Origin of the sequence: Pedobacter yulinensis (genome assembly GCF_003029735.1) — a bacterium.
Classification (GTDB): domain Bacteria; phylum Bacteroidota; class Bacteroidia; order Sphingobacteriales; family Sphingobacteriaceae; genus Pedobacter; species Pedobacter yulinensis.
In genome coordinates this window covers 1,186,438-1,212,531 of record NZ_KZ686268.1, presented here as the reverse complement: position 1 = coordinate 1,212,531, position 26,094 = coordinate 1,186,438, and the positions used below count along the sequence as shown (strand labels likewise).

Here is a 26,094-nt window from a genome sequence, read left to right as displayed (position 1 = left end):
TTAAAACTTAAAATTCCAGGTAACCGAAGGGATAATTCCGAACAAAGCCGTCTGTACCGCTTCTGTACGGGTCGGATCGTTCTCCACATTCCGGAAATCGATCGAATAAGGATTTTTACGGTTCAGGACATTGTAGATGCCGAAAGACCAGCTCGAATTGAACCGTCCGCCGGTTTTGCCCTCAAGGGTTGCACTTAGGTCCAACCGGCTTTGGTAAGGCATGCGGCCGCCGTTTCGCTCTGTATAATAATAGGTTGTTGTGCCGTTCACCCGGTACTTTCCTGCCGGGTAGGTTACCGCATTGCCCGTACCATAAATGTAACTGGCAGAGAACGTCCACCGCGGGTTCATGTTGTAAATGCCCACCAGGGCAACATCATGCGTGCGGTCATATTTTGCCGGAAAGTACCGGCCGTCATTGATGCCTTCGAACTGCCGCTCGGTGCGCGACAGCGTATACCCTACCCAGCCGTTCAGTTTGCCGTATTTTTTCTTGAAAAACAGTTCAACGCCATAAGCCCGTCCGGTGCCGAAAAGCAGTTCAGACTCAACCTGCGTATTGGCCAGCAGCTCTGCACCATTCTTGTATTCGATCTGGTTGTCGAGCGACTTGTAATAGACCTCTGTGGAAAATTCATAGGCGTTACCGGCGAAGTTGCGGAAATAGCCCACTGCATACTGGTCAGCAATTTCCGGACGGATGTTATTGCTGCTCAGCACATACTGATCTGCGGGACTGCCAGCATTTGAGTTGCTCAGAATGTGTATATTCTGTGTATTGCGGTTGTACGAAGCTTTAAAAGACTGTTCATCTGAAAACCGGTAGCTGAGCGAGAACCTCGGTTCCAGGTTCAGGTAGGTTTTGTAAAATTTTCCCGATGCAACCCGTTCCACCGAAATCAAGCTGCCCGCTGCGTCGTAATTGCTGAACGTACCTGGTCCAAGCAGGGAAAAGGCACTGAAACGCAATCCGTAAAGCAGGTTGAGCCGTGGACTAACTGCCCACTCGTCAGACACATAAGCGGCAGCTTCGACACCATACCGGCGCTGCTGCTGCAGCGGGTTGATGCTCGAACCGGCCTGTGCCTCAATCTCGATCGGCGATACGCGGTGGTGTATGCCCTGCACTCCAAATCTGAACGCATGTTTGTTAATGAAGTACTGAAAGTCCTGCTTAATGTTAAAGTCGCGTATGAGCGAGGTGGCCTTGAAATTCACTGCATCATCCAGCAGGGTGACAGAAAAATTATAGTTGTTATAAATAAGCGAAGTATTGCTGAACAGACTGTTGTTAAAAATATGGTTGTACCTGATGGTCGTCGTTACATTGCCCCAATTGTTCAGAAACAAGTCTTTCACGCCGATGTTGTCCTTGCCAAAATAACCCGAAATGTAAAGAATGTTCTTGTCGTCGAATTTATAGTTCATCTTGGCATTGATGTCATAGAAATTAAGTGCACTCCCGTTCAGCACCGAATCTGGCGAAGCCTTCAGAAACACATCCAGGTAAGTTCGGCGGGCGCTGAACATGAAAGAGGCCTTGTCTTTGATGAGCGGACCTTCGGCTTTGATGCGCGAGGCAATTAGCCCGATACCGCCCTGGAAAGCATAATTTTTGTAGTTTCCTTCATTCATCTTTACATCAAGCACAGACGAGAGTCGACCGCCGTATTGGGCTGGCATACCGCCCTTATAAAGCGATACGTCTTTCACCGCATCTGCGTTAAAGGTTGAAAAAAAGCCAAGCAGGTGTGAGGAATTGTACACCACCGCTTCATCGAGCAGGATCAGGTTCTGGTCTGAGGCGCCGCCACGTACATAAAAACCAGTATTGCCTTCGCCGCCAGACTTGACGCCAGGCAGCAGCTGGATGCTGCGCAGCACATCCTTTTCGCCGAGCAACACAGGGATGTTGTTTAAAGCCTTCATATCGACCTTTTCAAGGCCCATCTGCGCGCTGCGCACATTTTCGTCTTTCCTTGCGTTGGCACGGATAACCACGTCGTCAAGGTTGCTGGCGTTTTTGAGTTCAGGATTTAACCGCAGGTTTTTATTCAGCGTGACCACCTGGTTGAGCTGTTCGTAACCAACGAAACTGACGGTAAGTGCATAATTACCCTGTGGCATTGTTAACGCATAGTATCCGTAGGCATTGCTGGTGGTAACGTAATCGGTTCCTGCCCTTACGGTTGCGCCGATCATCGCCTCGCCGGTAGCCGCATCGCGGACCGTTCCGCTCAGTGTAAACTTTTGCTGCGCAGATGCAGCCAGGAAAAAGAACAGGGAAAGCAGGGTCAGAACGGTGGTCTTCAAATCCGGAAACAGCTATTTAAAATTTGCAAATTGCCTAAAGGTACAAATCAGGTTTACATACGAAAAATCCGGTTGCAGAATTATTAAGCTGCAACCAGATTTTATGTAAGATCGGGCGATTTTTGCCTGCCGGGACTATTCTTTAGGCTCGTTCTCAGGCAGATCCAGACATTTAAGTCCTTCTTCGGTCATGAGCCAGTTGCTGTAATCGCGGCGTGTATTTTCTTCGTCGTTCAGGCAGGACCAGATGTAGTAATTTCCGATATACTGGTTTACATTGCGGTTAATGCGCAGTTTTGTACCAACCGGCACCTGCAGCAGCAGCCTGACTTCCTGGTTGCGCCAGCGCTCATTCTTTGAAACCTGCAGTTTGGGGCTGAAATTTAATACCGAGTCCTGCTGCACAAACTTGTAACGAATGTTCTGCGCGTTAAGCAGGGCCTGTTTATAGGTTTTGCCATTTGCCGAGTAGTTTTCGCTAATCATGACGCGACCCGCTTCGCTTTTCACAATCTCAAGGCGCATGTTGTCGGGCGCCTCGAAGGGGCGTCCATCTGTGTTCAGCACCACCCGGCGGTCTGAGGGATAACGGTCAAGTCCGTAACTGAGGCTGTCTACCCGGGTAAACAGTTCAGTGTCGTCCAGTTCGAGCCGGTAAGCCGGGAACGTCTTAACCACCTGCTGGCGGTTAAATTCTGCCATTTCACGAAATTCAGATGAAACCCGTGCAGTCAGGTATACGCCGGCGCCGATACCCGCCAGCCAGACAATAAGCAGGCTGAAAGAAGTAACTTTGCTCACCGGGCGGTCAGTAAACGCCACCCGGATCGAAAACAGAACCAGGGCCAGGACAGGAACAAACAACACAACAAAAGCTGTGACGGCAATCGGCACCTGCAGGTTTCCGTCTACGGCGCTCATTGGGAAATAGTTACTTACATCGGTATCCCAGAATCCGAGAAAGGCTACCAGGCCTACGAAAAAGACCAGCAGCATCACAAAGCCAAAGGCAACGATACAGATGGCCGCAACCTTGAGCAGGATGCGCCCGCTGCCCCTCAGGAAACCGCCTATGGTGTCAAAAAATTCGCGCAGAAAAGAGCCTGCCCGCCGGCCTGCCGGGCCCAGGTTCTCGTTCAGGGCAGCCATTTCTTCGTCAAAATTTTTCTTGAAATTGCGCAGGTTCAATTGCTCGCCGCGCATGGCCATCTTTTCCGGCCGCGTATCGGCCCTCGGTGTAATGATCCACAACACCATATAGGCCAGCAGTCCTGAACCGCCCAGGAAAATAAGCAACACGAAGGCCACCCTGACCAGGCTCACGTCAATATTCAGGTAATGCGCCAGCCCTGAGCAAACGCCCGCTAAAACCCGGTTGTCCATGTCGCGGTACAGCCGGCGCTCACGGTATGCCGGCTCAGGCTCGATCGGCCGGTCGCGCAGCGGCTCATCGGCTACAGCTTCGGCGCCTTCTTCAAAATCGTTCACACTTCCCATTTGCGCCATCACACGCCTTACATCGTCAAGCGAGGCCACCTGTTTGTTGTCTGCCCGCATCATGCCCAGCAAGAGCTCGGCTACGCGGTTTTCGATATCGGTTACGATCTCGAAGTCGTCTGCGCTATTGGCAAAATGCGCTTTCACCTCGTTCAGGTATACGGTAAGCGCCTCGTAAGCGTCTTCCTCAAGGTGAATGATGGAATTTCCTATGTTGATAATCGTCGTCTTTTTCATGTTCTGTTTTCCAGGGCCTCCTGGTTTATGCTGTTTGAGAATTGTCGTTGTCTTTTAGTTGCTGGGCCGTGCGCACCGCAAAGGCCAGTTCGTTCCAGGTACCGTCCAGTTGGCCCAGGATTGCCTTTCCGTCTACCGTCAGGTTGTAATATTTGCGCGGCGGACCCGAGGTCGACTCTACCCAGTTGTAACTCAGCAGGCCGTTGTTTTTGAGCCGGGTCAGTAAGGGGTAAAGGGTACCTTCTACTACCAGTAACCGCGCATTGCGCAATTCGGTAATGATATCTGAAGCGTATATCTCCCCGCGGGAGATAATCAGGAGTACGCAATACTCCAATATGCCCTTACGCATCTGCGTCTGTGTATTTTCTGCTAACATATTGCAAAGATATAGGTGTTACTAGGTAATATGCAATACATAGTACCATATAAAATTGCAACAACCTGATATGTAAGCACTTAATTTTTATTTGGCAAGCATACAGCGCTTATTTCGGAATCTGACAAGCACCTGTGATGAATTTTAAATCTGGAAAACTTATTTGCAGTTGCTTCACACGAACCTAGTACGACCGGTTTGCTCCTATGCCTAACCGACATGTTTCCCTCTGGTTGGTAGCGAAAAAATAACCTGGAAAGCTCGGGTAAAATGCATTCGTTTTTTAGCTTTGGGTATGGATTCCAGACGTGCTTTCTTAAAAAAAGCTGCACTCCTTTCAGGTGCTGCCGGGTTGTCGAGTATGCTCCCTGCATCGATCGAGCGGGCAATGGCCATTACGGCCGATCCCGGTACGAGTTTTTACGATGCAGAACATGTGGTCTTTCTCATGCAGGAAAACCGTTCCTTTGATCACCTGTTCGGAAGCATGAAAGGGGTTCGCGGGTTTAATGACCCCCGGGCCGTCAGGCTGCCGAACAACAACAAGGTTTGGCTGCAGGATGACAAGAAGGGACAAACCTTTGCACCCTTTCATGCCGACCTGCATAAGACCCGGGTTACCTGGCAAGGGGGCCTTCCCCACTCCTGGCCCGACCAGCTGGCTGCACGAAACGGAGGCCGTTACGACAACTGGGTGCCGGCCAAGTCGCTGATGACCATGGCGCATTTTCAGCGGCAGGACGTTCCGTTTTATTATGCCCTGGCCGATGCCTTTACCATTTGCGACCATTATTTTTGTTCCTCTTTAACGGGCACAACGCCCAACCGGCTGTTTTTCTGGACAGGAACCGTGCGGCCTCGGCAAACGGGCACCGCCATGGCCGTGGTCAATAATTCGCAGGCAGAGTCCCGGACCAATACTTTTGTTGACTGGCAGACTTTCCCTGAACTGCTGGAAGACAATGGCATCAGCTGGAAAATTTACCAGAACGAGTTATGGACCAGCCGCCTGCCCGAGGGTAAAGATGAATGGCTGGGCAATTACGGCGACAACGCGGTCGAGTACATTCGCCGGCACCGGGTCAAACTATCGCCCTGGTTCAGGAAAAACGGCGACCCGACCGCAAAGCCGCCCCTGAGTGCAGCCGAGGTTACAGCCAGGTACGAACGGCTGAACCAGCGCGAAAAAAACCTGGTCGACAAAGCGTTCGGCACAAACATCGACAATCCGGGTTACCTGGACCTGGAGCCATATACGTTTACCAACGATAAAGGGGAAAAGCAAACCGTAGACCTTCCGAAAGAAGATATCTTTTATCAGTTCCGTCAGGACGTTGATTCAGGCAAGCTGCCCATGGTTTCCTGGCTGGTAGCGCCAGAGCGTTTTTCTGACCACACGAGCGCACCGTTTTACGGGACCTGGTATGTATCTGAAGCGCTGGATATCCTGACCAAAAACCCGGAGGTCTGGAAAAAAACCATTTTCATTCTCAACTATGATGAGAATGACGGCTATTTTGACCACATTCCGCCCTTTGTGGTGCCCCGCCACGACGAGCCGCAAACCGGCAAGGTGACGGCAGGCATCGATACCCGGCCTGATTTCGAATACCGGAAGGGCAGTCCGATCGGTTTGGGTTACCGCGTACCCATGCTCGTTGCTTCGCCCTGGAGCCGCGGCGGTTTTGTCAACTCGCAGGTTTTCGACCATACGTCGACCCTTTTGTTCCTTGAAAATTTCTTGAGCAAGAAGACCGGTCGCAAGATACACAGCCCAAACATCAGCAGCTGGCGCCGGGCAGTTTGTGGCGACCTAAGCTCCGTATTCCGTCCCTACCGCGGCGAAAAACTCCGTATGCCGGCCTCCCTGCAGCGCAATCAGGTTGTGACCGATATTCAGAATGCCAAAAACAAGCCCGAGCAGCTCACTCCCTCTCCGCTTACGCCACAGGAAATTGCGGGCTTCAACCGCCATCTTCCCTTTGAGAAATCTGCTCCCCGCCGCATGAGCCGGCAGGAAAAGGGAAGCAGCCAAGCATGTGCGCTTCCTTATCAACTGCATGCAGATGCCAGCCTTGTTGAACGGGTTGTCCGTTTGCGCATGCAGGCTCCGGCTTTCGGCTTTGACACGGTGACCCCTGCAGGCGCCGCCTTCCAGGTCTATGCTCGGGGCAGCCACGCAGGAACCAGTGGTACCATTCGCAATTATGCCCTCGAGGCTGGTTCCGTTCTGGAAGATGAATGGGCGATAGCCGCGTTTGATTCCGGCGTGTACGACCTGCATCTGCACGGTCCAAATGGATTTTTCAGGGCATTTACCGGAAATGGTGATGACCCGATGTTATCGATGTCAACAGTGTATACCATGCCCCGTTTGCTGCGGGGCCGTTCTGGCGGCAACCTCATTCTCAGGATCAAAAACCAGGATAAATCGCTGGTGCGTGTCGTTCTGCAAGAGCAGACCTATACCAGCCGGCGTCTGGAGATTCCGGTTCGGCCAGGCGAAGAAAAAGAAATTCCGTTTAACCTTCAGCACAGCTACGGCTGGTATGATTTTACCGTCAGCACTGGAGACAGCGCCTGGTCCCGGCAATACGCGGGCCATGTGGAAACGGGAAATGAATCTGTAACCGACCCTTTTATGGCCGGACAGGCATAAAAAAAGCACCTGGCCGTGCCAGGTGCTTTGGGGTGTATGATAGACACAAAGCTGCAGCTTTGTGGGTATTGCTATGAAAAGATAATGGCACCTGCTATCACTGCAAAAAGCATAACCAGCATAACGATCCGATCAACTGTGATCCACTGGCTTTTGGATAATCTTTCTTGCTTTTTACTGCTTTCCAGGCCTCGCCTCGCATATCCCGGAATCACGGTCACCAACTTCGCTAACATAACAGGTCAATTTTTATTTACTTACGTGGTACAAGAAAGTTGCCAAAAATGCGACCTGCAGATGAGCGCACTGCAACTCTGACGTTTTTGTGAGATTATGCCGGCTTTACTCTTTTTTGATCTGAAATTCAGGTATTTGCCACAGTAATCGTGGAATTTACGTTGAAACGACGTGTCGGTTTAAACAGACATGTCACCAGGCAGCGTGCATCAGGAAAACATTATAGGGCTTCCACACGGACAACAGGAAATAAAATCCATTCGCCTCAACATGAGGGTAAATGAAGGCGCCATAAAGTCCGGGAAAATCTTTGTAGCTGGCCAGGACCTGTTCGTCTGACCAGGGGCCCGTTATGGAGTCTGCCCGCCGCAGCACAAGCGCACCTTGTTGCTCATTCAGATAGGTGAGCAGCCAGCAGCGCGCCTGCGGATGCCATGCGAGCGACAATTCGCCGGCGGGCGAAGAAAAGAGATCTGAAGCTTCCTCTTCCCTGCCGCGAACCCATTCGCCAAGCTTGTTCCGGTATTCCCACCGGTGCTGGTCTTCAACGTGTCGTTCCTTTACCCTGGCCAGCCTGACCCTGCCCCAGCGCCCCGCAGGGGTGCCCATAATATACACGTAACCGCCGGCAGCGGCAAAGCCAGCCTGCGCAAAATTGCTGTTGTTCCCGAAGCTGAAATCTTTCACCGCCTGCCAGCTCCTGCCCGCATTGTCTGAGACGTAAAGCCCCGAAACATTTGTTGCCCACCTTCCCGGACCGAGCCATTTGCGAACATCCATGTAATGTACGTATTCCTTGCCGGCGGCGTGAATGGCGGCAGTTGGAATAGCGGTATGGCTTCCTTTTCCGTCTGTCTGGTGCGGGCTGAAAATCACTTCTGCAGCCGCGGCGCTGCCTTGCTGGCTGTACATGGAATCAAACTGAAGGCCATTGGCCAGGTTGCGGTCGCTGGAAAAAGCCAATACATTCGAGCGCCAGGCGCCGGCCTTGCCGGGGCCGCCTTCAGGCACAGGAATAAAGTCCCGCCCATACGAATCGCCGAACCAGATGCCTACGTTGCCATTGCCCATCTGCCAGGCAATACCCAAATCGGTACCACCCAGATTATAGCGCTGATGCGTCTGGTTCGGGTTGGGCAGTTTCTCGCCCGGCATGCTCCGGCCCGTAACGCGGGCAACCTGCGTGATGCGAATGGCAGATGGCCGGCGCTGCGCTCGGGCGCCGTGCTCAAGAGTGAAAAGAAAATAGATATAACTCAGGATAAGAAAAAAACGGCTCATTAATTTAATCGTTTAAGCAAATATACGCATCACCGCCGGCAACACAAGCACAGCCTGATCGGTATTGGATCAGGTCCTGTAGATCAGCCGCTGCTGAACAAATCCTGTCTGAGATTTTGCAGGCCCTGCGCACGGTGAGCTGGTTGCTGCAAGAAAAAGGCTGCTAACGTTTACATTAGCAGCCATCAGGAAGTTATTTTCTGACCCTGACCGGGTAGGGCGGTCGCTGCGGCGCGGGCTGCGGATTTTTACGCAGTTCTTCCATGGCAATGCGAATTGCCTGTTCCAGCTGTGGATCGCGGCCGGCGATGACCTCGGCCGGTGTCTGCTCGACCTCTACGTCTGGCGCCACACCCTCATTTTCGACGATGAAACCGTCTTTTGTCCAGATGGCCACGTTCGGGGCGGTGATGCTGCCTCCATCAAGCAGTTCAGGAAAACCAAGTATACCAACCAGGCCACCCCAGGTACGTTTCCCTACAATTGTTCCCACCTTAAATTTGCGGAACATCCAGGGCAGCATATCGCCGCCAGAACCGGCGGTTTCGTCCGTGATCATCACTTTGGGCCCTTGTATGGAGCCGCTGGGTGTTTTGAGGTCCATGCCATAACGCATGTTCCAATGCGCCTGGTAGGGATTCTGCAGCAGGTTGATGTAATAATCGGCCAGCTGACCGCCGCCGTTGAAGCGTTCGTCTACGATGATCGCTTTGCGGTTGGCCTGCGGATAAAAGTATCGTTTAAAATAGTCATGCCCTTCGCCGGCGGTGTTCGGCACATACACGTAGGCCACTTGACCGTCAGTGGCCTTCGTTACCTTTTTCAGGTTCCCTTCTACCCAATCGCGGTTGCGCAGAGCAGCTTCGCTGGTGATCGGGACCACCTTAACCACACGCGAACCACTTCCGGTGGGATTTGGCCCAAGCGTGATTTCGGTGATTTTCCCGGCCGTATTCTCAAAAAGCTCGTACAGATTTTTGTCTGCATGGAGTTCGCGGCCATTCACGGCCAGGATATAATCGCCAATGTTGGCTTCTACTCCCGGTTCGGTCAGCGGCGCACGCAGGTAGGGTGTCCAGTTGAGCCCCCCATAAATCTTGCGAATGCGGTATCGGCCATTGTCTACTTCATAGTCGGCGCCCAGTAGTCCGCCGTTGATGCGGTTGGCTGTGCTCAGGTAGTCGCCACCGTTCGTGATGTAGTGATGGCCTACCGAGAGTTCGCTGCACATCCACTGGATCAGCGTATTGAGGTCGTTCCGGCAGGCAAGATCAGGCAGAAAGGCGGCATACTTCTTCTTCATGGCCGGCCAGTCTGTGCCGTGCATACCCGGATCATAAAAATAGTCGCGGTTTACGCGCCAGGCTTCATCAAAGATCTGCTGCCATTCTGCCACAGGATCGATTTTGACCTGCAGCGCATCTGTGCTCAGCATGCCTTTTCCGGGCTCAGGTTTTTCGCCGGCATTGCTGATATAATAACGCCCGCCGGCGTTGTAGATCATTTTTTTGCCATCGGCCGAGAGGCCATAATAATACATGTCCATCACCTCGCTGTCGCTGCGTTTCCTGAAACTGTAGCGGTGCAGTTTTGGTGAGCCGTTGGGCGGCATCTCGATGTAGAGGAGGTCACCATCGGCGGTAACGCCTAAATTTCCATAAGCGGCAGGGCCCAGGGGCAGGTCGATGATTCGGTTCTCAATACCCTCCCAGTCGATTTTGAAGCCGGATGAAACTCCGGTTTTGGCCGTTTTTAAACTCTTTTTGCTTTTGGCAACTGTCGTAGCCTGTCCGGAAACTGCTTCGGCCGGCTTGACGGGCTCTTCATCATTTTCACGAAAAAGCGGCGAAGGCGTCGATTTCTGCAGGGTAACCAGGTAAATCGAGGCAGTGCGACGCATGTCGGCATTCGACTGGTCAAACCAGTTCAGCACCGGACCGGCATCTGTCGAAGCGAAAAAATAAATGAACCTGCCGTCCCTGCTGAATTTAGCTTCATCAGCATCGCTGAGGCCGTCGGTGAGCGGATAACTCTTGTTTTCTGCCGCCGACCAAAGATAAATTCGACGGAAATTGGTCCCCGTGATGACCGTGTAGGCTAGCCATTTAGAATCGGGCGAATAATCGGATGCCATGTCATGAAAGGCGCCGGGTGTGTAGACTTCGTCTGAGGCCACTTTCCTGATGCGGCCATCGGCTACCGTTAACACATACAGGTTGCGCGCATTGTCCACGTAACTGATCAGTTTTCCATCCGGCGACCATTTTGGGTAAGCGAAAAAACCGCTTCCTTCCAGTTTAAAGTCTTTCACCGCTCCTTTGCCATCCTGAGCTTTGAGGTGCAGCCGGTATTCGCCGGAGGCGTCTGAGAAATAGGCAATCCAGCGACCATCGGGCGACCATGCGGGATATTTTTCATGCGCGCCGGTGGTTTGCGTTACATTCCGGTAATCGCCCTTTTGCGCGGGAACGGTCAGGATGTCGCCCCTGAAGCCGATTACAGCGCGTGAACCTGAAGGCGAAATATCTGTACTGCGGATGTAACTGCTACCGGTTGCAAACCGCTCGCGCAGTTCGAGCAGATCTGCGGCGATGCCAATGGTCAGCTTTTGCGCTACCGCGGATGCCGGATCCAGGCTGTGCAGGTACCCCGCCTGCTCAAATATGATTTTGCCATTTCCTGAACTGGCATTCATGACCGGGAAGTCTTTAAAAAAAGTGAGCTGTTTGATTGCTTTGCTGCTTAGGTCATAGGCAAAAATGTTGAACTCCCCGTTGCGGTCGCTGCGGAAATAAACCGTATTGCCCATCCACATGGGGCCGGTATCGTTACAGCCACCTGCCGGCTGAGGAATTTTGACGATGCTGTTGTCAGCAAAGCTGAACAGCCAGATATTGGCAATGGAGCCGCCGCGGTAATTTTTCCACTGGCGAAAAGCATCGGCAATGGGTGTGTAGGCCATGAACTTGCCGTCTGGCGAATACGTGGCATGAAAGGCATTCGGTATTTTGAGCTGAACTTCCTGTCCGCCGGCAAGCGGCACAGTAAACAGCTGGCTATATCGGTTATTTGAGGCTGCGCGGGGCGAGCTGAAGAGGACAGATTTGCCATCGGGCGAAAAGCCCTTTACGATATCGTTGCCCGGATGCCAGGTGAGCCGCCGGGGTACGCCGCCTTCGACCGGGATTATGTAGACGTCGGTGTTGCCGTCGTACTGTGCACTGAAAGCGATGGTCTTCCCGTCGGGCGAAAAATACGGATTGCTTTCTGAGCCACTGCTCACAGTGAGGCGCTGCGGCTGGGAGCCGTCGGTCTGCGCCACCCAAAGGTCCTGTGCGTAGATGAAGGCCACGTGCCGGGAACTAATGGCCGGCTGCGACAGCATGCGCGTATTTTTGGCATCGATAGCGCCGGCAAAAGCCGGCACCATACCCAGCATTCCCGCGAGAAGGGCTCCAGGCTTAAATAATTTTCTGATCATATAGGTTTGTTTAGTTCCGGGAATAAGACGAGCATTAAAGGGCAATGGTTACAGACAAATTTAAAAAGCCTGCAGATGCCGGCTGTAAATGGAGCACAACCATTTTTCAAAAAAACCATTACATTTGCACACATGACTTCGTAGCTCAGTTGGTAGAGCAACAGACTCTTAATCTGTGGGTCCTGAGTTCGAGCCTCAGCGGGGTCACTTAAGCCACCTAAAAAAGGTGGCTTTTTTATTGCCGCGCCGGAACTTTATTTCGGCAGCGAGGAAAGTGTTCCCTTAAGCGCTTAACTTTAGCGCATCTGGGCAAAGGCAGGTACAGTCGGGTTATCATACGCCCCAAGCGAAGTGGCGGGCTAAAGCCTCGAACGAACGACGAAAAATGCCGGCTGACTGGGCATACCGACATTTTTGTCATTGACTAAGTTCAAGTAGTGTGTCGGTTCCGCAGCCTTACTTCGACTCCTCGGTCTCTGTTTTCGGCTCCGGAACGTTTACGTCAATTTTAGTCGCGCCGGCACGGGCGGATGACACAGCCCTGCCCACGTCTCCAAGGCCTTTACTCTCATAAATTTTCATGGCCGTTACTACATCAATAGCCTGCCGGGTCTGCTCTTCCGGAATGGGTACAAAAGACAGAAAGTTAAGCGTTACACCCTTAGATTTCAGGAGGTTGTTTACTTCTTTCAGCAAATCAGATTCGAAATCATTCTGGTTAAACTCAACGATATCCTCGTTAATCAGGAGGTTTCTTGCCACCTCTTTGATGCGCTTATCAATTACTGAGTTCTCTGCAGTCTCATACGCTTTGGAACTATTCACCTCGCTGTCGCTGTCGCTGTTCATCTTGCCCAGGTATTTTGCCTCCCCGATGTACAGTTTGGCATCAGTGATGGAATAATCGTAGGTAACCTCGATCTTGGCCATTACACGGTTTTTAAAAGCACTCTTGAAGATGCTTTCGCCCTGCATGGGGTAGTCAGGTATGGTGACCTTGTATGAGCACATGCCCACGCCCTTCGGAACGGCTTCACCGGCTTTGATCAGCTTCCATGACACGCCGCAGTCTGACGTGTATAAGGTTTGTACATTCGACTGCGCACGATCGCATGACACGAGCGCTGTAGCGGCTGCGAGAAAAAAGACTGTCTTTTTTAGTATTTTCATTATTGAGCGTTTTTAATGGTTTTAATCAGGTACACCGATGCAAGGAGAACAAGTATCGGTAAAATTCCAAATATGGTGGCCATAAACAGGCCGGCACTGGTGTAATACTTTCCCAGGATATAGAACTGATACCAGAAATTGATGAGGCAAATAGCTGCTATTGCCACAATAAGGTATAAAAATATCTTCATGTTGTTGGTCAGTCAAACTTACTAAGATTTTTGAGGCAAGTGTCGCATTTTTTTGTGGTTTTATGCCGCCTGAATTTTGATGAGCCGCCAGCCGGAGAGGAAGGATTGTTTTTGACCGGCCTTGATGCTGTCCTGGCCGGAGCAGATTTGCCCTTTGGCGGCATATCGGCATGCTGCCAGTAAGGCTGCAACCGGAAATATACCTGCAACGATCAGCGACCTACAGATCTTTAACCGGGTTAAGCATTACCGGAACGTTCTGCACCTGGTTTTCTTTGGTCCAAGATGTAGGGAAGAACTGAGCCGGAGATCATTTAAACCGGCACCTCATCAGCCCAAGCATAGCCAGCACCGATGAAACCAGGCTGGTCAATAACCTCAGGTGATGTGCGTGTTGAAAATCGACAGCAAACTCTTTGAGGGTTTCGGCATTATACCTGCTCAGCCCCTCGGTAAAAAGCGCTTCGTTGAGCGGCCAGAAATACAATATAGACAGAATGCCATCGCCGGCAAGTAAAAGAAGTACGCTGCCCAGCAACAGGTGAAACGCTGGCCTGTCACGAAACGCAAGCACCACCGCCGGGATTGCTGTTGCCACCACGAGGCTGCCGAAAGGCGGAAAAAAGTCGGCAGGGGTCACAGCAGAAAAAAACTTCATGGAAAGCTGCAATGAAGCCGGGGGATCGCGGAAAATATTCGGGTACATCAGAAAGGTCTGAAACACCACGGTCCCTGTTAAAATCACCTGGAGGTAACTGTACGCAAAAGTGAGTATATGCCGGACTTTTTTCATTTCATCTATGCTGACAATCAAAAATAGCCGGCTGGAGTGTTCAGAAGAAGCAGTTCGCCGCGCCTTTTGCCCGCCTCGGTCTACTATTGCCTGGACACTGCTGGACACAAAAAAGCAAGGCACCGGTTAAGCACCAGGCTGCCTTGCAGGGATATAATTGTGGGATAACTGCTGTTAGCGGGAATGAACGGCACCGTCCGGATCAATTGATTTGTCCTGCTTCGACGATCCGTTGGCTACGTGGAACACAAAGTTGCTGACCGGCTGGGCGCCAATGATCTTTTTCAGGTCTACATTAACAGTCGTTTCCTGCTCCGGGTTACAATTCCTGCCGCCCTCATTAATCAGCACCAGCCGGATCCGGGCCGGTTGCGACTCCATGATGCTGCCATCCCAAACAAGTTTAAACTGTTGCTCTGCACATCCGCCTTTTACATGCACACTGAGCGTCGTGTTTGTACGGCTGATGTTTTCAATGCTAAAAGTAGCGGCGCCAGATTCACGTTTGGTCAGTAGTTCGTTGTACTGACCCTTACTTTTCAGCAGGTTTGCATCAAGCATGACGTCAGCTTCTGTTTCAGCAGATTTTTTGCAAGAGAAAACAAGGACCGCGAGGACGAAGACCGTCATCAGCGTGAATTTTGATTGTAATCTGTTATTTATCATAGCCTTAAGAATGATTTATATTTTTGATAACGGCAGCATGTTGCCCTCCTGCTACACCATTGGAAGCTTTTCTATTGATTTGCATTTGTTACCGGAGGGCGCAACATGAACCAGTTCTGCACACCGAGCAGGCTGCCTTCAGCCACCACGGCAAACCCAAACCGTTTGTAGAGTGCAAGATTCATTTCCTTGTCGGTTTCGAGGTAAGCGGTCTGACCAGTCCTGTCCATTTCCCGGCAAAAGCATTCCAACAGCGCCGAACCAACGCCCTGACCCTGGTGTTCCGGGTGTACGGCAAGCGGACCGAAATGTACATGGGGCCGCTTATGATCATGCCGCTTCCAGTTGAGCTGCCACCTCAGTACGCCCCAAAGGGATTTGCCAAGCACCGCCCAAAGTCTCGGCAACATGCGCAGCAGCGGCATGGGCCGCAGCTGGCAATGGTCTGAACTGACATAACACATGATACCGAGCAGCTGCACCCCTGCCTTTGCTGCGAAGACCCGCGTATGCGTCATGGTCAGCGCCTTCTCGAACAGGAGCCGCTGCTTCTGCAGGCCGGAAGCATCTTCCCGGCCAAAGACTGCCTGGGGCACCGGATTTCCAGACATGCTCAGGGTAACCAACTCCACAGCCCCGTCGAGATCGGTTTCAGATAATTCGCTGATCAGTACATCTTGCTGCGCCTGGAGAGCCGGTGCAGCGCCGCTGTTATTTAAATGCATGGCCGCTATGCTTTTTATTCCTTGCGAAAATAAAACTGCAGACCCGCAGATTCAGAAAACTGGGCACGTTAAATGCCTGCCTGGCAGAACATTAGGCCCGGTTCGCCGGACCCGCTTCCAGCCAGTTCAGAAACTGACTGGATTTAGCTTTACTGACTACAATGGGCTCTTTAACCGCCTTTACAAAAACAAGCAGCTTGCGTTCAAAATAATGCTCAATCTCAGCAATGCCGCTCCTGGACAGGATAACCTGCCTGTTTGCCCGGTAGAATTTGTCCGGATCCAGCACACTTTCCAGGTGGTCCAGCGTACACGACACGTTGTACTTTTTACCTTCAGCAGTGCACAGTTCTGTCAGGCCACCAGCCAGCTTGAAAAGATAGATGCTGTCTGTGTCTACCGGGAAAAGTTTCTCGCGGTACGACACCAGGAAAGTGCGTTTATAGGGCTGCTGCAAAAATTTACTGCTCAATTCCCGAAGTGACGTACCCGCCGTCTGCACCAGGGCATGCTGCAGGTTGCGGTGTTTTTTCAGGCTCGCCGCAACCTCTGCTTCTTTCAGGGGTTTCAGGATGTAGTCTATGCCGTTTGTTTTGAACGCCTGGAGCAGGTAATCATCATACGCGGTACAGAAGATAACCGGGATGCTGATGTTCAGTTCCTGAAATATCTCGAACGACAAGCCGTCGCCGAGCTGGATGTCTGAGAAAATAAGATCGGGCGGCTGGTGTTTAAAAAACCAGTCTTTGCCGGCCTCTACGCTGTCTACAACAGCGAGAACCTCCATGCCCGGATGCAGGCCAAGCAAGATTTGCTTCAAATCCCAGGCTGTCTGTATTTCGTCTTCAATGATCAGTACTTTCATTTTCTTCAATCAACGGAAGTGATACCTGAAAAAATTCGGCCGATTTGTGAATTGCGATTTCCTTATTAAATAAGAGGGCATAGCGGCGGCTGATGTTTTTCAGGCCTACGCCCGAGGTCTCGGCAGGCCCTCTTGCCTTTTCTGAAAAATTGTTCTGCACAACAAGGAATTTTTCGGTTGAAAAGATCCGGATGTAAAGTGGATATTTCATGCTGAATTTATTGTGCTTTACCGTGTTTTCGGCCAGCAGCTGCAGGGTATGCGGCGGGATCAGGGTGCGGAGGTGTTCGTCATTCACGTTTACCTGCATCTGGAACGCTTCGCCGAAGCGTATTTTCAGCAGATAGAGGTAAGACCGCAAAAAATCCAGTTCTTCGCCAACAGTTACGTACTTTTTGTCGCGCCTCAGCAGCATATAGCGATATACTGACGAAAGTTCGCCGATAAACGCGACCGACTGGGGAGAATTTTGCTTAACAAGCGATTGCAGCGTATTCAGGGAGTTGAAGAGAAAATGAGGATCGACCTGTTGCTTCAGCGATTCGTGTACGGCGTTGAGGTGTTCCCGTTTCAGGTGTTCGTTTTCAAGCAAAATTCGGCGCTGTTCGGCACCGCTGTCATACAGGTATTTGGTTATGATGATACCAGCATTAAAAAGCATGATGCGCAGCAGGAAAAAAAACCAGGACTTACCCGAAAAGTTGCTGTTGAAAAGCGAGGCGAGGGTGGCCTGTTCCTGGCGGAATACTGCAGCGAGCAGCAAATAAACCGGGACCGAAAGAACTGAGGTGGCGGCCATGCGGGTGTATAGCCCGACTCTACCCCGGCGCTCCTTTTTGGGCACGGCCAGTTGAAAATCAATACACGCGTAGTTCAGTATCCAGATGGCCGCGATGAAAAGGAAAAAATTAAGAAAGCGGAGCAGGACGTCTGACACCGTAGGCGCAGGCTGCGCAAAGGTGAAAATAGCCGGAAACACCAGCGACACACCGATGCCTGTTTTCAGATTGAACCGTTGAATCTTTTTTTTCAAGACTGCATTTTTTGAGCATTGTCGCCAGGCCTGCCCTGCCGACCCATTTTTCTGCAAAGATATCGTAATCAGGGCAATAGCAATGCCTGCTTCAGCAGCCTTATTGCCCGGCTCAGTATCATCGGGCAGCCTCAAACTACCAGCGCCCCTTCTTCCTCCCATTTTTATGAAAAGGCCATATTTGCTTGTGAACTGGCAGAAATGCTGCCCGGATCGCCTATGGGCCAGCGCGAATCAGTTAACTTTATGCTTAAAACCTCAGTATGAATATCGACATCCAGAGAATCAGTCCGGGCAATCCGGCGCAGCTTATTGAACTAATCGGCGTTTACGAAGAAGTGTTTGCCATGAAAGATTTTAGATTACCCGATGCTGCACATTTGCAGGCGCTGCTGCTGCGCCCTTCATTCATGGCCTTTGTTGCGTTGGCGGAGGGCCGGGTGGTGGGCGGAATGACCGTGTACGTGCTCGACCAGTGTTACTCCACACGACCACTCGCCTATATTTTTGACCTTGCTGTACTGCAAAGCTACCAACGGCGGGGAATAGGCACGAAGCTGATTAAGTTTTCAAAAGATTATTGCAGGGAACTGGGTTTCGAGGAAGTGTTTGTGCAGGCAGACGTGGCAGATGATTATGCCCTGGAATTTTACCGGTCAACGAATCCTTCGGATGAGGAACATGTACGGCATTTCTACTACACGCTTTAACGCAGCTGCCCGGCTGGTTAACTAACCGGCCGGGCGGCACCGCATCTAACTGCCTCCCAATCCTCCGGCAGGCTGGCACAGGGCAGCAGGTCAATTGCGCTTAACGTACTGAAGAAGTACGATACCACAGTCAAACCTGATTACCTGCTGCAGCGAAAAAGCAGCATAACCCTCAAGCTCAGCAAATATAGCCTGCCCGCGGCCAATTGCTGTCGGATTTACGAACAGGTTAAGCTCGTCTACCAGTTGAGCACGCAGCAGCGAAGCTACAAACTGTCTTCCGCCGTAAGCCATGATATCCCCGCCCTCCCGGCTTTTTAACTGACCGATTTCAGTCGCCACGTCGCCTGCAGACACCGTGGTATATGCCCAAGGCGATTCCTGAAGAGTTTTAGTAAAGACGATTTTCGGCGTCTCTGTAAATTTTTTACCGGCATACATTTCGGGATGATGGGGATCTGCAGCCACCGATGTCCAGTAAGGAATAAACCCTTCGGCCAGTTTTCTGCCCAGCACAATACATGCTATAGGCTGGGTGATATCATCAACGTACTCGGTAATATCTTTTGACCAGGGTAAGGTCATCCAGTCCATTTCTCCATCGGGACCACCGATGAATCCATCAATGGTCATCTGGACTTGTAACTTTAGTTTTCGCATAGTTCTTTAATTGTTTCAGCAAATATAATTACAATCAAACGGTTGTATTTTTATTTGCGCGCGGAGCGGTCAAAATGCCGACCGAAGCAGGCATATCAGCTTCCGACAGCATCAGACCTGCATCCATTGGCGGAAGGAGGCTGCTTTGGCTTTACTGATCAGCACCCGTTCGGGCGCTGGCGGATTTAATTCTACAGAGAGGCGTCCGTTAAAGAAAAAGGAAAGGTGCTTGATCGCCTTTCGGCTTACCAGATACTGTCGGTTTACACGGAAAAACTGGTCGGGGTCAAGCCGGTCGCTCAGCTCTTCCAGGCTCTTTTCTTCCATCGTTACCTGCTGACCGGTAAATTGCGTGCCGGTCACGATCCCGCCGGTACTGGCAAACCAGGCCAGGGACTCGGTAGCTACTGGAATAAGCCGGTCCCGGTAAGGAACAAGAAAACTCCGTCTGTATGTTTTTTCCTGCATCAGCATGTCGGTTACCCTTTTCAGAGCAAGCACATCCACTTCGCCAGCCGGGGCTGGCCGGAGCCGCATGCACTTATCAATGGCGCGCTGCAGGTGCTCCTTTTTAACTGGCTTTAGCAGGTAGCCGATGCTGTTCAGCTCGAAGGCCCGGATCGCGTATTCATTATAGGCCGTTGTAAAAATAACCGGCGTATCGACTTTGACCGCATCGAAAATTTCGAAAGACAAACCATCCGACAGGTAAATATCGAGCAGGATCAGATCTATGGGCGGGCCGGCAGTCAAAAAGGCCACAGCATCCTCAATGCTTTCTGGCGTAGCGGCTATGACCGCCTGCGGTGCCACTTCCTGCAGCATGTCAGCAAGTTGCGCAGCAGCTAATTCCTCGTCTTCAATTATTAAGATATTCATTACCGGAATTTTTGATCAGGGGTACGCCAACCGAGAATACATCATCAGACCTTTTCACAGATAGCTCCTGACCGAACAGATACCTGCAGCGCTCGTTCAGGTTGAGCAGGCCCAGGCCGGTACCCGGTTCATCGGGTAACCTGCTCTGGACATTGTTTTCAACCACAAGCAGGCCCTTCTCCGTAAAGATGTGGATCGTTAACGGTTTTTTAGATGATGCGTTGTTGTGTTTCACTGCATTTTCAATGAGTGCCTGGATTCCCATCGGTGGGATCCTGTAAGCAGCCAGATCGACAGGCAGGGACAGGTCGATCCGGATCTTGTCGCCATGCCTGATCTTAAGCAGACCTGTGTACGCTGCTACGAGTTGCATTTCCTCGGCAAGTGACACGGCCTCGGCATGGCTCGTGGTTAATGTACACCGCAGCACATCAGACAGGTTGTCTACGAAACGGCGCGCAGCTTCAGGGTCTTTCGTGATCAGGCCTTTGAGGCTGTTAAACGAATTAAACAGGAAGTGCGGCTTCAGCTGGCTTTTGAGCGCTTCAAACCGGGCTTCGGCATGGGCTTTTCGGAGTGCGTTATAACCGATCGCCAGTTCCTGGTTCCTGAGCACCAGGTGGTACATGTGCGCGATCAGCATAACCAGGATGAGTTCGAGGGCCAGGCTTACGTTAAAGAAAACCCTGAACACCCGCTCATTCAGGAACGGGTCGAAGAAGAAAATATGGGTCTGCACAACCAGAAACCTGAAAACAAAAAAACCTACTACATTCAACAGAATGCGGTCTGCCAGCCGGTCCGGATCGAAAAAAGCACCCGCCATGCGGAATTTGCGAAAACGCAGGTTCAGGTACAGGAATACAAGAGCCAGCAGCAGGGAGTAGGCTGTTTTGGCCCAAAAATCGGCAGAAACGGCGCCGATATCCCGGTTCATGTTGCCGGCCTGCCTTAAAACGGCAAGCCGGGGCAACATAAATAACAGGCTGAGCGCAACAGCAGCGAGCCATATGAGCATGTTTTCCCGCCTGCTGCGGGGTTTCGCTGTCAGTCTCATTTGCCTGTTGATGCCATAATATCGCGTATCATCTGCCTGATTTTTAAACTCGTAGCCTGGCTTATGCGTGGCGCAGTGCGCGTAAAGACGATTCCTGCAACCTGGTTTTTGCTATCCTGCCAGGGATGCGCACCGAGCAGTCCCGGGCTGCTCGACTCCAGGACATTCCCCGCCGGGTCCACGACATCGAGCCAGTTGCCAACGCCGTAACGGAGGTCTTTGTTGTTATAAGGGGAAAACGGATTGTTGGGGTAAGGCGTGCCGACAATGGTGGCCCCATTGGTCTGGTCTTTCAGCATATCGCTCAGTGCAGACCTGCTCAGCACCTGCCGGCCTCCGTAGCTTCCCCCTGCTGCGATCATTTCCAGAAAATTCAGGTAATCGCGGGCAGTTGTGCGCACGCCGCCGGCAATCAAGGGGTTCTGCGCCCGAAGAAAATACTCAGCCCGCATCTGGCATGGCTGCGCAATCTTCTCATTGAACAGCTGCCCCCAGGGTTTTCCGCTAACGACCTCTGCTATTCGCCCAGCCACCTGCATGCTGGCGCTGCCATAGCTGAATATGGCACCAGGGGTGGCAACCAGTGGTGTGTACGCGGCGATCGAATCAACAGCCCGCGCCAGGGTGAGATCGTTCCGGTACTCGTATTTGTCTGTCGTATCCGAGCCATCGCCGTCTCCGGCAAATCCAGAAGTATGTGAGAACAGCTGACGAATGGTGATATGGCCTTTCTTGTACTTAGAAAAATCAGGCAGAAATTTACCGACGGTATCGTTCAAAGATAACTTCTGTTCATCGGCCAGGGCCATGATTACCGCTCCCGAAAGCCATTTAGAAGCCGAAGCAATAGGAAGCGGTGTATTTAAGCCCATATTCACCTCTTTATGGTAAATGATCTGGCCATTTTGAGATACAAGAATGGCTACTTTATTCTGGTAAACGCCCAGGTTTTCGTCAACAAATTGGTCGACGGCAGAAAAGTCGTATTTCGCATTCTTGTACGGGTTATCGTCTTTTTTACAGCTGCCCAGGGCAATGGGCAGAAGCATCAGAATCACTAATTTGGGAAATGAGATCATAAGGTGAATGGTGTGGTTGTTACTGTTTGTTTCTTTGCGCTTTAAGCTCATCTTTCATTGCTGACTGAAATCGCTTGTACTCCTTGTATTGCGCGTCGTTGAGCACCGCTTTCATGTCCTGATCCCGCTCAGATTCGAGTGCCTTGTATCGCTTGTACCGTTGCAGTTTGCTTCCGCTTGCCGTTTTAAGCGCCGAAACGGATTTGAAAAACTTCAGGTTAACGGAGTCTACCTTTTCTGATTGCCCTGCAGTTAGTCCGGCTTTACGCTTAAAATCATCATACCTTGATAAAAGCTCTTTTTTTCGGGCGTCCGGCAATCTGCCTTGCGCCTTGACGCTTGTGGCCGCTGCCAGTAAGAGGCAGGCCGCGAGTGTGACTAATGTTTTCATGTGATTCAATTCTTAATGCTGGAGCTTGGGTTACAAACGGGGCCCGCGCTGTAAATGCCACTGCCAGCTGTTTATTTTTTTAGCAAAGAAATGAGACAGCATTCCGGTCAGGAGGTTTATCTGGACGAACCGGCTTTTTTTTTGGTTGAACATCCAAAACCGGCAAATGAACCGACTTACACCGGAGCAGGATAAACTAACCGAAAGAAAAAAATAAAAAAAATTTGCAACCATGTGATTGCGCAGTATATTTGCAACCAAATAGTAGCAAATTTTATGGAGACAAGACGTGACGTATTTCAGGCCATTGCAGACCCTACCCGCCGCGCCATCATCATGTTGCTGGCTGTCGGGGCCATGACACCAAATGCCATTGCCACACATTTTGACTCAAGCCGCCAAGCTGTATCAAAACACCTCCTCGTACTTACAGAATGCGAGGTGCTAAAACCGCAGCAGCAAGGCCGGGAGATACATTATCACCTCAACGCTGAAAAGATGAAGGACATTGAAAAGTGGCTGGAAGAATTTAAGCAACTGTTTGCACAGCGCTTCAGCCAACTGGACACCGTTCTCGCCCTACTTAAAGCAAAAAAAAATGAATCAGGCAGTATTTAATTTTCTTGTAGACAAGAGTACCCGTACCGTGCGGGTTGAGCGGTCTTTCGACGCGCCTGTCGAACTGGTGTGGGCGGCATGGACCGACCCTGGAATCCTGGACCAATGGTGGGCCGCAGCGCCCGACCGTGCCATGACAGCCACTATGAATTTTACCGAAGGCGGTCGCTGGCATTATTGCATTGTAAATCCGCAGGGGCACAAGCGATGGCGCCTGTTTAACTTTGAGCTGATCAGGCCCCTCGAAAGATTTGCGGGGACAGATACATTTTGCGATGAGCATGCCGTTTCCGATCCGTCCAAACCCCGGGTAAGATGGGATTATGTGTTTACCAGCCGGGCACAGGGTACTATTGTAAACATTGCCGTCCGGTTTGAGCGGCTTGAGGACCTCGAGCTGATTGTTCGCAATGGTTTTACCGAGCAGCTCGAAGCCGGTTTTAATTACCTGGAGCAGTACATCGCTGCACAGTTTCTTCTCAGGAAACAATATAAAAATAACAATATGGCAAGAGTAGCAACGTATCTGAACTTTCCTGGCAACACGGAAGAAGCGTTCAATTTCTATAAATCTGTCTTCAGAACGGATTTTACAAATGGCATCAAGCGGTTTGGCGACCTGCCGGCAGACCCTGCGCATCCGCCGGTCGGCGAAGCACTCAAAAAAATGGTGCTTCATGTAGAGCTGTCCATCCTGGGCGGCCATGTGCTTATGGGTACAGATGCACCAAAAGAAATGGGATTTACGCTCACGCAGGGCAATAACATGCACATCAGCCTGGAACCTGATTCGCGCGAAGAAGCGGAGCGCCTTTTTAAGGAACTGTCTGCCGGCGGAAAAATACAGATGCCCCTGCAGGACATGTTTTGGGGTGCCTATTACGGCGATTTCACGGATAAATTCGGCATCAACTGGATGGTTAACTATCAAAACAAAGCATGATGAAACAGACAAACATTTTCTACTGGATCCTTACCGCCTTATTGGTGCCTGCGCTGGGCATTGGCTCGGTGATCGAACTTGCAGGCAATTCCAAGTCGGCCGAAGTACTGACCTCACTCGGCTACCCATCCTATATCTCGCCTTTTCTGGCAGCAGCAAAAGTGCTTGCGCTCATCGCGATTTTTATACCGCGGTTAGACAGGGTTAAAGAATGGGCCTATGCCGGCCTCGTTTTCGACGTAACCGGGGCTACCTATTCGCTGCTCGCAGTGGGTCGTCCGATCGCCGATGTGATTATTCCGGTCGTTACCCTCGCCATTATCTTTGGTTCATATTACTTTTACAACAAAAGGCAAAGGCAAATGAACCTGCACATGGCAGGACACAGCCTCTGACCGGCATATTGATAACATGCTGAATAATCAAGTCAATTGTTGAGCACATAAGAACGGCTTATGAACTACAAAAGGTTTTTTCCTCCTGCAGCCATACGGCCGTTCGTTCTGTTCTTTTGGGAATTTGAGGGTGATTTTTCGGCTGCCGCCCCATATAGTCATGCTGTTTCAGCCTCCGTTCACAGCAAACTCGCCTTTCAGTTTAAAGGGCAAATGCGATCAGGACACACAGGCCGGCAGGAACCGCTTTTTAAAAGTGGCTTTCAGTGCCAGAACAAAGCCTGCTATCAGATTTCTGCCCAGCATAGTGTGGGTATATTCGGCGTGTACCTGCAGCCGCTGGCTGTTCCCCTGCTATTCAACATCCCGGCCGAGACGCTGACTGATTACAACGTCGAAGTGTCAGACCTGCTCGGCCCAGGTGGCAGGGAACTGGAAGAAAAGATCATGTTATGCACCAATGCCGCAGAACGGATTGATACCATCAGCCGCTTTATAGCGCAGCGGATCAGCGACGTTCCCCACGGGCATCGTGGCGTAGCGGCGGCGGTGCAGCAGATCATTTCCATGCAGGGCCTGGCCGACATCGGCGCGCTGACCCGGCAGCAGTTCATTTCCCAGCGGCAGTTTGAGCGTAGGTTCAAAACGCTGACCGGCTTCAGTCCTAAAATGTTTTCAAGAATTGTCCGGTTCGAGGCGTGCATAGCCAAGGCGGCAGCGGCTTCTTCGCTGACGAGTCTGTCTGTGGCCTCGGGATATTATGACCAGTCGCATATGATCAGGGATTTTATAGAATTTTCAGGGGGCAGTCCGAAAGCCTATTTTGCCGAAGACCATACACTGCTTTTAGGTTAATTGTCGAATACGTACAATTCCCTGCGCTTAACCTGCGGTACTTTAGCGCTTCAGGTTAACGGCGCCCGGCTATGGCACCTGCTTAACACATGGAAATATGAACGAAAAAATCATTGATAATAACGGTGTTTCTATCTGCACCGAAAGTTTTGGACATGCCGATAATCCAGCCTTGCTGCTGATTGCTGGGGCAACCGTATCCATGCTCTATTGGCGGGAGGAATTTTGCCAGTTGCTGGCTGATCAGGGTCTGTTTGTGATCAGGTTTGACAACCGAGATGTTGGCCGCTCCGGCACTTATGCGCCCGGAACCACGCCTTATACCATTGTTGACATGGCGGATGATGCGGTTGCCGTTCTGGACGCATACCGGGTCCCCTCCGCGCACTTTGCGGGCATGTCGCTCGGCGGACTGATCGCACAGATCGCCGCCCTCAGAAGTGCTGTTCGTGTAAAGTCGCTTACGCTGATCGCCACTGGCCCCTGGGCAGAAAGTTCGGCCGATATTCCTGAAATGGATACGGCCGTGCTCGATTTTCAGGCTAAAGCCAGTAAAGTAGACTGGGCCAACGAAGAAGCAGTAGTCAGCTACATGCTGCAAGGCGCAGCGCTCATGACTGGCGGGCATGCATTCGACAGAGAAAGCGCTGAACGGTTGGCCCGGGCTGAGTTTAAACGCGCCAACAACTACTTGAGCATGTTTAACCATGCCGCGCTCGGCGGCGGCGAGGCATACTATAACCGGCTGCATGAGATCAGTCAGCCTACGCTGATCATTCATGGCACCGACGACCGGATCTGGCATTTCAAAAATACCGAAGTACTGCTGGACAAAATTGGCGGCGCCAGGCTCATTGCGCTGGAGGGTTCGGGCCATGAACTGGCCAGGGTTGACTGGCCCGCAATTGTTGAGGGTATTAACAGCCATGTGAACAACGGCAGTTAACCGGCTGCCTCTACCCAAACATCCGCATAAACAA

The 26,094-nt window shown here is 51.4% G+C and carries 24 protein-coding genes and 1 tRNA gene; 8 read left to right on the top strand and 17 right to left on the bottom strand.

Annotated features, from left to right (window positions below; all coding sequences use genetic code 11):
- The 3 genes from C7T94_RS05400 to C7T94_RS05390 form a co-directional block, all read right to left on the bottom strand.
- Positions 1-2,313: a TonB-dependent receptor gene (locus tag C7T94_RS05400; RefSeq protein WP_107214263.1), complete on the bottom strand. Its 2,313-nt coding sequence runs from the start codon at positions 2,311-2,313 to the stop codon at positions 1-3.
- Between the two features lie 135 nt (positions 2,314-2,448).
- A complete protein-coding gene (locus C7T94_RS05395) occupies positions 2,449-4,047 on the bottom strand; it encodes a PspC domain-containing protein (protein ID WP_107214262.1) in 1,599 nt (532 codons plus the stop codon).
- Positions 4,048-4,072: 25 nt separating this feature from the next.
- Complete coding sequence (locus C7T94_RS05390; protein ID WP_107214261.1) at positions 4,073-4,426, bottom strand: PadR family transcriptional regulator; 354 nt, start codon at positions 4,424-4,426, stop codon at positions 4,073-4,075.
- 295 nt (positions 4,427-4,721) lie between these two features.
- Here C7T94_RS05390 and C7T94_RS05385 point away from each other — a divergent pair, with 295 nt between their 5' ends.
- A complete protein-coding gene (locus tag C7T94_RS05385) occupies positions 4,722-7,085 on the top strand; it encodes a phosphocholine-specific phospholipase C (RefSeq protein WP_107214260.1) in 2,364 nt (787 codons plus the stop codon).
- A 429-nt stretch (positions 7,086-7,514) separates the two neighbouring features.
- Here the strand turns inward: C7T94_RS05385 and C7T94_RS05380 are convergent, their stop codons facing one another.
- Together C7T94_RS05380 and C7T94_RS05375 are read right to left on the bottom strand one after the other, a co-directional pair.
- Positions 7,515-8,603 (bottom strand): DUF4185 domain-containing protein, encoded by a 1,089-nt coding sequence (locus C7T94_RS05380; RefSeq protein WP_107214259.1) that lies wholly within the window; start codon positions 8,601-8,603, stop codon positions 7,515-7,517.
- Between the two features lie 193 nt (positions 8,604-8,796).
- On the bottom strand, positions 8,797-12,084 hold the full coding sequence (locus tag C7T94_RS05375) for a S41 family peptidase (RefSeq protein WP_204353211.1): 3,288 nt from the start codon (positions 12,082-12,084) through the stop codon (positions 8,797-8,799).
- A 134-nt stretch (positions 12,085-12,218) separates the two neighbouring features.
- Between C7T94_RS05375 and C7T94_RS05370 the strand changes: the two genes are divergently transcribed.
- A tRNA-Lys gene (locus tag C7T94_RS05370) sits at positions 12,219-12,291 on the top strand.
- A gap of 249 nt (positions 12,292-12,540) precedes the next feature.
- On the opposite strand, the gene C7T94_RS05365 is transcribed toward C7T94_RS05370, so the two are convergent.
- From C7T94_RS05365 to C7T94_RS05335, 7 genes are all read right to left on the bottom strand, one after another.
- Positions 12,541-13,254, bottom strand: coding sequence for an SPFH domain-containing protein (locus C7T94_RS05365; protein WP_107214257.1), 714 nt, complete (start codon positions 13,252-13,254; stop codon positions 12,541-12,543).
- The gene (locus tag C7T94_RS05360) at positions 13,254-13,445 is read right to left on the bottom strand and encodes a hypothetical protein (protein WP_107214256.1); all 192 of its coding nucleotides are present in this window, start codon (positions 13,443-13,445) and stop codon (positions 13,254-13,256) included. The genes C7T94_RS05365 and C7T94_RS05360 overlap by 1 nt, the downstream gene beginning before the upstream one ends.
- Before the next feature lie 310 nt (positions 13,446-13,755).
- Positions 13,756-14,238 (bottom strand): DUF1772 domain-containing protein, encoded by a 483-nt coding sequence (locus tag C7T94_RS05355; RefSeq protein ID WP_107214255.1) that lies wholly within the window; start codon positions 14,236-14,238, stop codon positions 13,756-13,758.
- A gap of 174 nt (positions 14,239-14,412) precedes the next feature.
- On the bottom strand, positions 14,413-14,868 hold the full coding sequence (locus tag C7T94_RS05350; RefSeq protein WP_107214254.1) for a hypothetical protein: 456 nt from the start codon (positions 14,866-14,868) through the stop codon (positions 14,413-14,415).
- A gap of 107 nt (positions 14,869-14,975) precedes the next feature.
- A complete protein-coding gene (locus C7T94_RS05345) occupies positions 14,976-15,629 on the bottom strand; it encodes a GNAT family N-acetyltransferase (protein WP_107214253.1) in 654 nt (217 codons plus the stop codon).
- Positions 15,630-15,720: 91 nt separating this feature from the next.
- On the bottom strand, positions 15,721-16,494 hold the full coding sequence (locus C7T94_RS05340) for a LytR/AlgR family response regulator transcription factor (RefSeq protein ID WP_107214252.1): 774 nt from the start codon (positions 16,492-16,494) through the stop codon (positions 15,721-15,723).
- Entirely contained in the window at positions 16,475-17,527 is a 1,053-nt protein-coding gene (locus tag C7T94_RS05335; protein ID WP_162618557.1) for a sensor histidine kinase, read from the bottom strand. The genes C7T94_RS05340 and C7T94_RS05335 overlap by 20 nt, the downstream gene beginning before the upstream one ends.
- Before the next feature lie 263 nt (positions 17,528-17,790).
- Between C7T94_RS05335 and C7T94_RS05330 the strand changes: the two genes are divergently transcribed.
- Positions 17,791-18,237: a GNAT family N-acetyltransferase gene (locus C7T94_RS05330; protein WP_107214250.1), complete on the top strand. Its 447-nt coding sequence runs from the start codon at positions 17,791-17,793 to the stop codon at positions 18,235-18,237.
- Between the two features lie 90 nt (positions 18,238-18,327).
- On the opposite strand, the gene C7T94_RS05325 is transcribed toward C7T94_RS05330, so the two are convergent.
- The 5 genes from C7T94_RS05325 to C7T94_RS05305 all read right to left on the bottom strand — a co-directional run bounded on the left by C7T94_RS05325 (position 18,328) and on the right by C7T94_RS05305 (position 22,303).
- Positions 18,328-18,897: a dihydrofolate reductase family protein gene (locus tag C7T94_RS05325; RefSeq protein ID WP_107214249.1), complete on the bottom strand. Its 570-nt coding sequence runs from the start codon at positions 18,895-18,897 to the stop codon at positions 18,328-18,330.
- 111 nt (positions 18,898-19,008) lie between these two features.
- A complete protein-coding gene (locus C7T94_RS05320) occupies positions 19,009-19,776 on the bottom strand; it encodes a LytR/AlgR family response regulator transcription factor (protein WP_107214248.1) in 768 nt (255 codons plus the stop codon).
- Positions 19,757-20,833, bottom strand: coding sequence for a sensor histidine kinase (locus C7T94_RS05315; RefSeq protein WP_107214247.1), 1,077 nt, complete (start codon positions 20,831-20,833; stop codon positions 19,757-19,759). Before C7T94_RS05315 ends, C7T94_RS05320 begins: the two co-directional genes overlap by 20 nt.
- Complete coding sequence (locus tag C7T94_RS05310) at positions 20,830-21,882, bottom strand: serine hydrolase domain-containing protein (protein ID WP_162618556.1); 1,053 nt, start codon at positions 21,880-21,882, stop codon at positions 20,830-20,832. Before C7T94_RS05310 ends, C7T94_RS05315 begins: the two co-directional genes overlap by 4 nt.
- Before the next feature lie 49 nt (positions 21,883-21,931).
- Entirely contained in the window at positions 21,932-22,303 is a 372-nt protein-coding gene (locus C7T94_RS05305; protein WP_107214245.1) for a hypothetical protein, read from the bottom strand.
- A gap of 276 nt (positions 22,304-22,579) precedes the next feature.
- On the opposite strand from C7T94_RS05305, the gene C7T94_RS05295 reads away from it, so the two are divergent.
- From C7T94_RS05295 to estT, 5 genes are all read left to right on the top strand, one after another.
- The gene (locus tag C7T94_RS05295; protein WP_107214243.1) at positions 22,580-22,921 is read left to right on the top strand and encodes an ArsR/SmtB family transcription factor; all 342 of its coding nucleotides are present in this window, start codon (positions 22,580-22,582) and stop codon (positions 22,919-22,921) included.
- On the top strand, positions 22,902-23,864 hold the full coding sequence (locus tag C7T94_RS05290; RefSeq protein WP_107214242.1) for an SRPBCC domain-containing protein: 963 nt from the start codon (positions 22,902-22,904) through the stop codon (positions 23,862-23,864). The genes C7T94_RS05295 and C7T94_RS05290 overlap by 20 nt, the downstream gene beginning before the upstream one ends.
- A complete protein-coding gene (locus tag C7T94_RS05285; RefSeq protein ID WP_204353210.1) occupies positions 23,861-24,259 on the top strand; it encodes a DoxX family protein in 399 nt (132 codons plus the stop codon). The genes C7T94_RS05290 and C7T94_RS05285 overlap by 4 nt, the downstream gene beginning before the upstream one ends.
- 60 nt (positions 24,260-24,319) lie before the next feature.
- The gene (locus tag C7T94_RS05280) at positions 24,320-25,114 is read left to right on the top strand and encodes a helix-turn-helix domain-containing protein (protein ID WP_107214241.1); all 795 of its coding nucleotides are present in this window, start codon (positions 24,320-24,322) and stop codon (positions 25,112-25,114) included.
- 97 nt (positions 25,115-25,211) lie between these two features.
- Positions 25,212-26,060 carry a macrolide hydrolase EstT gene (estT, locus tag C7T94_RS05275; protein ID WP_107214240.1) on the top strand — a complete coding sequence of 283 codons (849 nt, stop codon included), beginning with the start codon at positions 25,212-25,214 and terminating at the stop codon, positions 26,058-26,060.
- The last annotated feature ends 34 nt before the right edge of the window (positions 26,061-26,094 follow it).

What these genes read in the sequence shown, in the direction of transcription:
- C7T94_RS05395 (WP_107214262.1), bottom strand. Translation starts at nt 4,047, where the DNA reads ATGAAAAAGACGACGATTATCAACATAGGAAATTCCATCATTCACCTT.
- C7T94_RS05390 (WP_107214261.1), bottom strand. Translation starts at nt 4,426, where the DNA reads ATGTTAGCAGAAAATACACAGACGCAGATGCGTAAGGGCATATTGGAG.
- C7T94_RS05385 (WP_107214260.1), top strand. Translation starts at nt 4,722, where the DNA reads ATGGATTCCAGACGTGCTTTCTTAAAAAAAGCTGCACTCCTTTCAGGT.
- C7T94_RS05380 (WP_107214259.1), bottom strand. Translation starts at nt 8,603, where the DNA reads ATGAGCCGTTTTTTTCTTATCCTGAGTTATATCTATTTTCTTTTCACT.
- C7T94_RS05375 (WP_204353211.1), bottom strand. Translation starts at nt 12,084, where the DNA reads ATGATCAGAAAATTATTTAAGCCTGGAGCCCTTCTCGCGGGAATGCTG.
- C7T94_RS05365 (WP_107214257.1), bottom strand. Translation starts at nt 13,254, where the DNA reads ATGAAAATACTAAAAAAGACAGTCTTTTTTCTCGCAGCCGCTACAGCG.
- C7T94_RS05360 (WP_107214256.1), bottom strand. Translation starts at nt 13,445, where the DNA reads ATGAAGATATTTTTATACCTTATTGTGGCAATAGCAGCTATTTGCCTC.
- C7T94_RS05355 (WP_107214255.1), bottom strand. Translation starts at nt 14,238, where the DNA reads ATGAAAAAAGTCCGGCATATACTCACTTTTGCGTACAGTTACCTCCAG.
- C7T94_RS05350 (WP_107214254.1), bottom strand. Translation starts at nt 14,868, where the DNA reads ATGACGGTCTTCGTCCTCGCGGTCCTTGTTTTCTCTTGCAAAAAATCT.
- C7T94_RS05345 (WP_107214253.1), bottom strand. Translation starts at nt 15,629, where the DNA reads ATGCATTTAAATAACAGCGGCGCTGCACCGGCTCTCCAGGCGCAGCAA.
- C7T94_RS05340 (WP_107214252.1), bottom strand. Translation starts at nt 16,494, where the DNA reads ATGAAAGTACTGATCATTGAAGACGAAATACAGACAGCCTGGGATTTG.
- C7T94_RS05330 (WP_107214250.1), top strand. Translation starts at nt 17,791, where the DNA reads ATGAATATCGACATCCAGAGAATCAGTCCGGGCAATCCGGCGCAGCTT.
- C7T94_RS05325 (WP_107214249.1), bottom strand. Translation starts at nt 18,897, where the DNA reads ATGCGAAAACTAAAGTTACAAGTCCAGATGACCATTGATGGATTCATC.
- C7T94_RS05320 (WP_107214248.1), bottom strand. Translation starts at nt 19,776, where the DNA reads ATGAATATCTTAATAATTGAAGACGAGGAATTAGCTGCTGCGCAACTT.
- C7T94_RS05315 (WP_107214247.1), bottom strand. Translation starts at nt 20,833, where the DNA reads ATGAGACTGACAGCGAAACCCCGCAGCAGGCGGGAAAACATGCTCATA.
- C7T94_RS05310 (WP_162618556.1), bottom strand. Translation starts at nt 21,882, where the DNA reads ATGCTTCTGCCCATTGCCCTGGGCAGCTGTAAAAAAGACGATAACCCG.
- C7T94_RS05305 (WP_107214245.1), bottom strand. Translation starts at nt 22,303, where the DNA reads ATGAAAACATTAGTCACACTCGCGGCCTGCCTCTTACTGGCAGCGGCC.
- C7T94_RS05295 (WP_107214243.1), top strand. Translation starts at nt 22,580, where the DNA reads ATGGAGACAAGACGTGACGTATTTCAGGCCATTGCAGACCCTACCCGC.
- C7T94_RS05290 (WP_107214242.1), top strand. Translation starts at nt 22,902, where the DNA reads ATGAATCAGGCAGTATTTAATTTTCTTGTAGACAAGAGTACCCGTACC.
- C7T94_RS05285 (WP_204353210.1), top strand. Translation starts at nt 23,861, where the DNA reads ATGATGAAACAGACAAACATTTTCTACTGGATCCTTACCGCCTTATTG.
- C7T94_RS05280 (WP_107214241.1), top strand. Translation starts at nt 24,320, where the DNA reads ATGAACTACAAAAGGTTTTTTCCTCCTGCAGCCATACGGCCGTTCGTT.
- estT (WP_107214240.1), top strand. Translation starts at nt 25,212, where the DNA reads ATGAACGAAAAAATCATTGATAATAACGGTGTTTCTATCTGCACCGAA.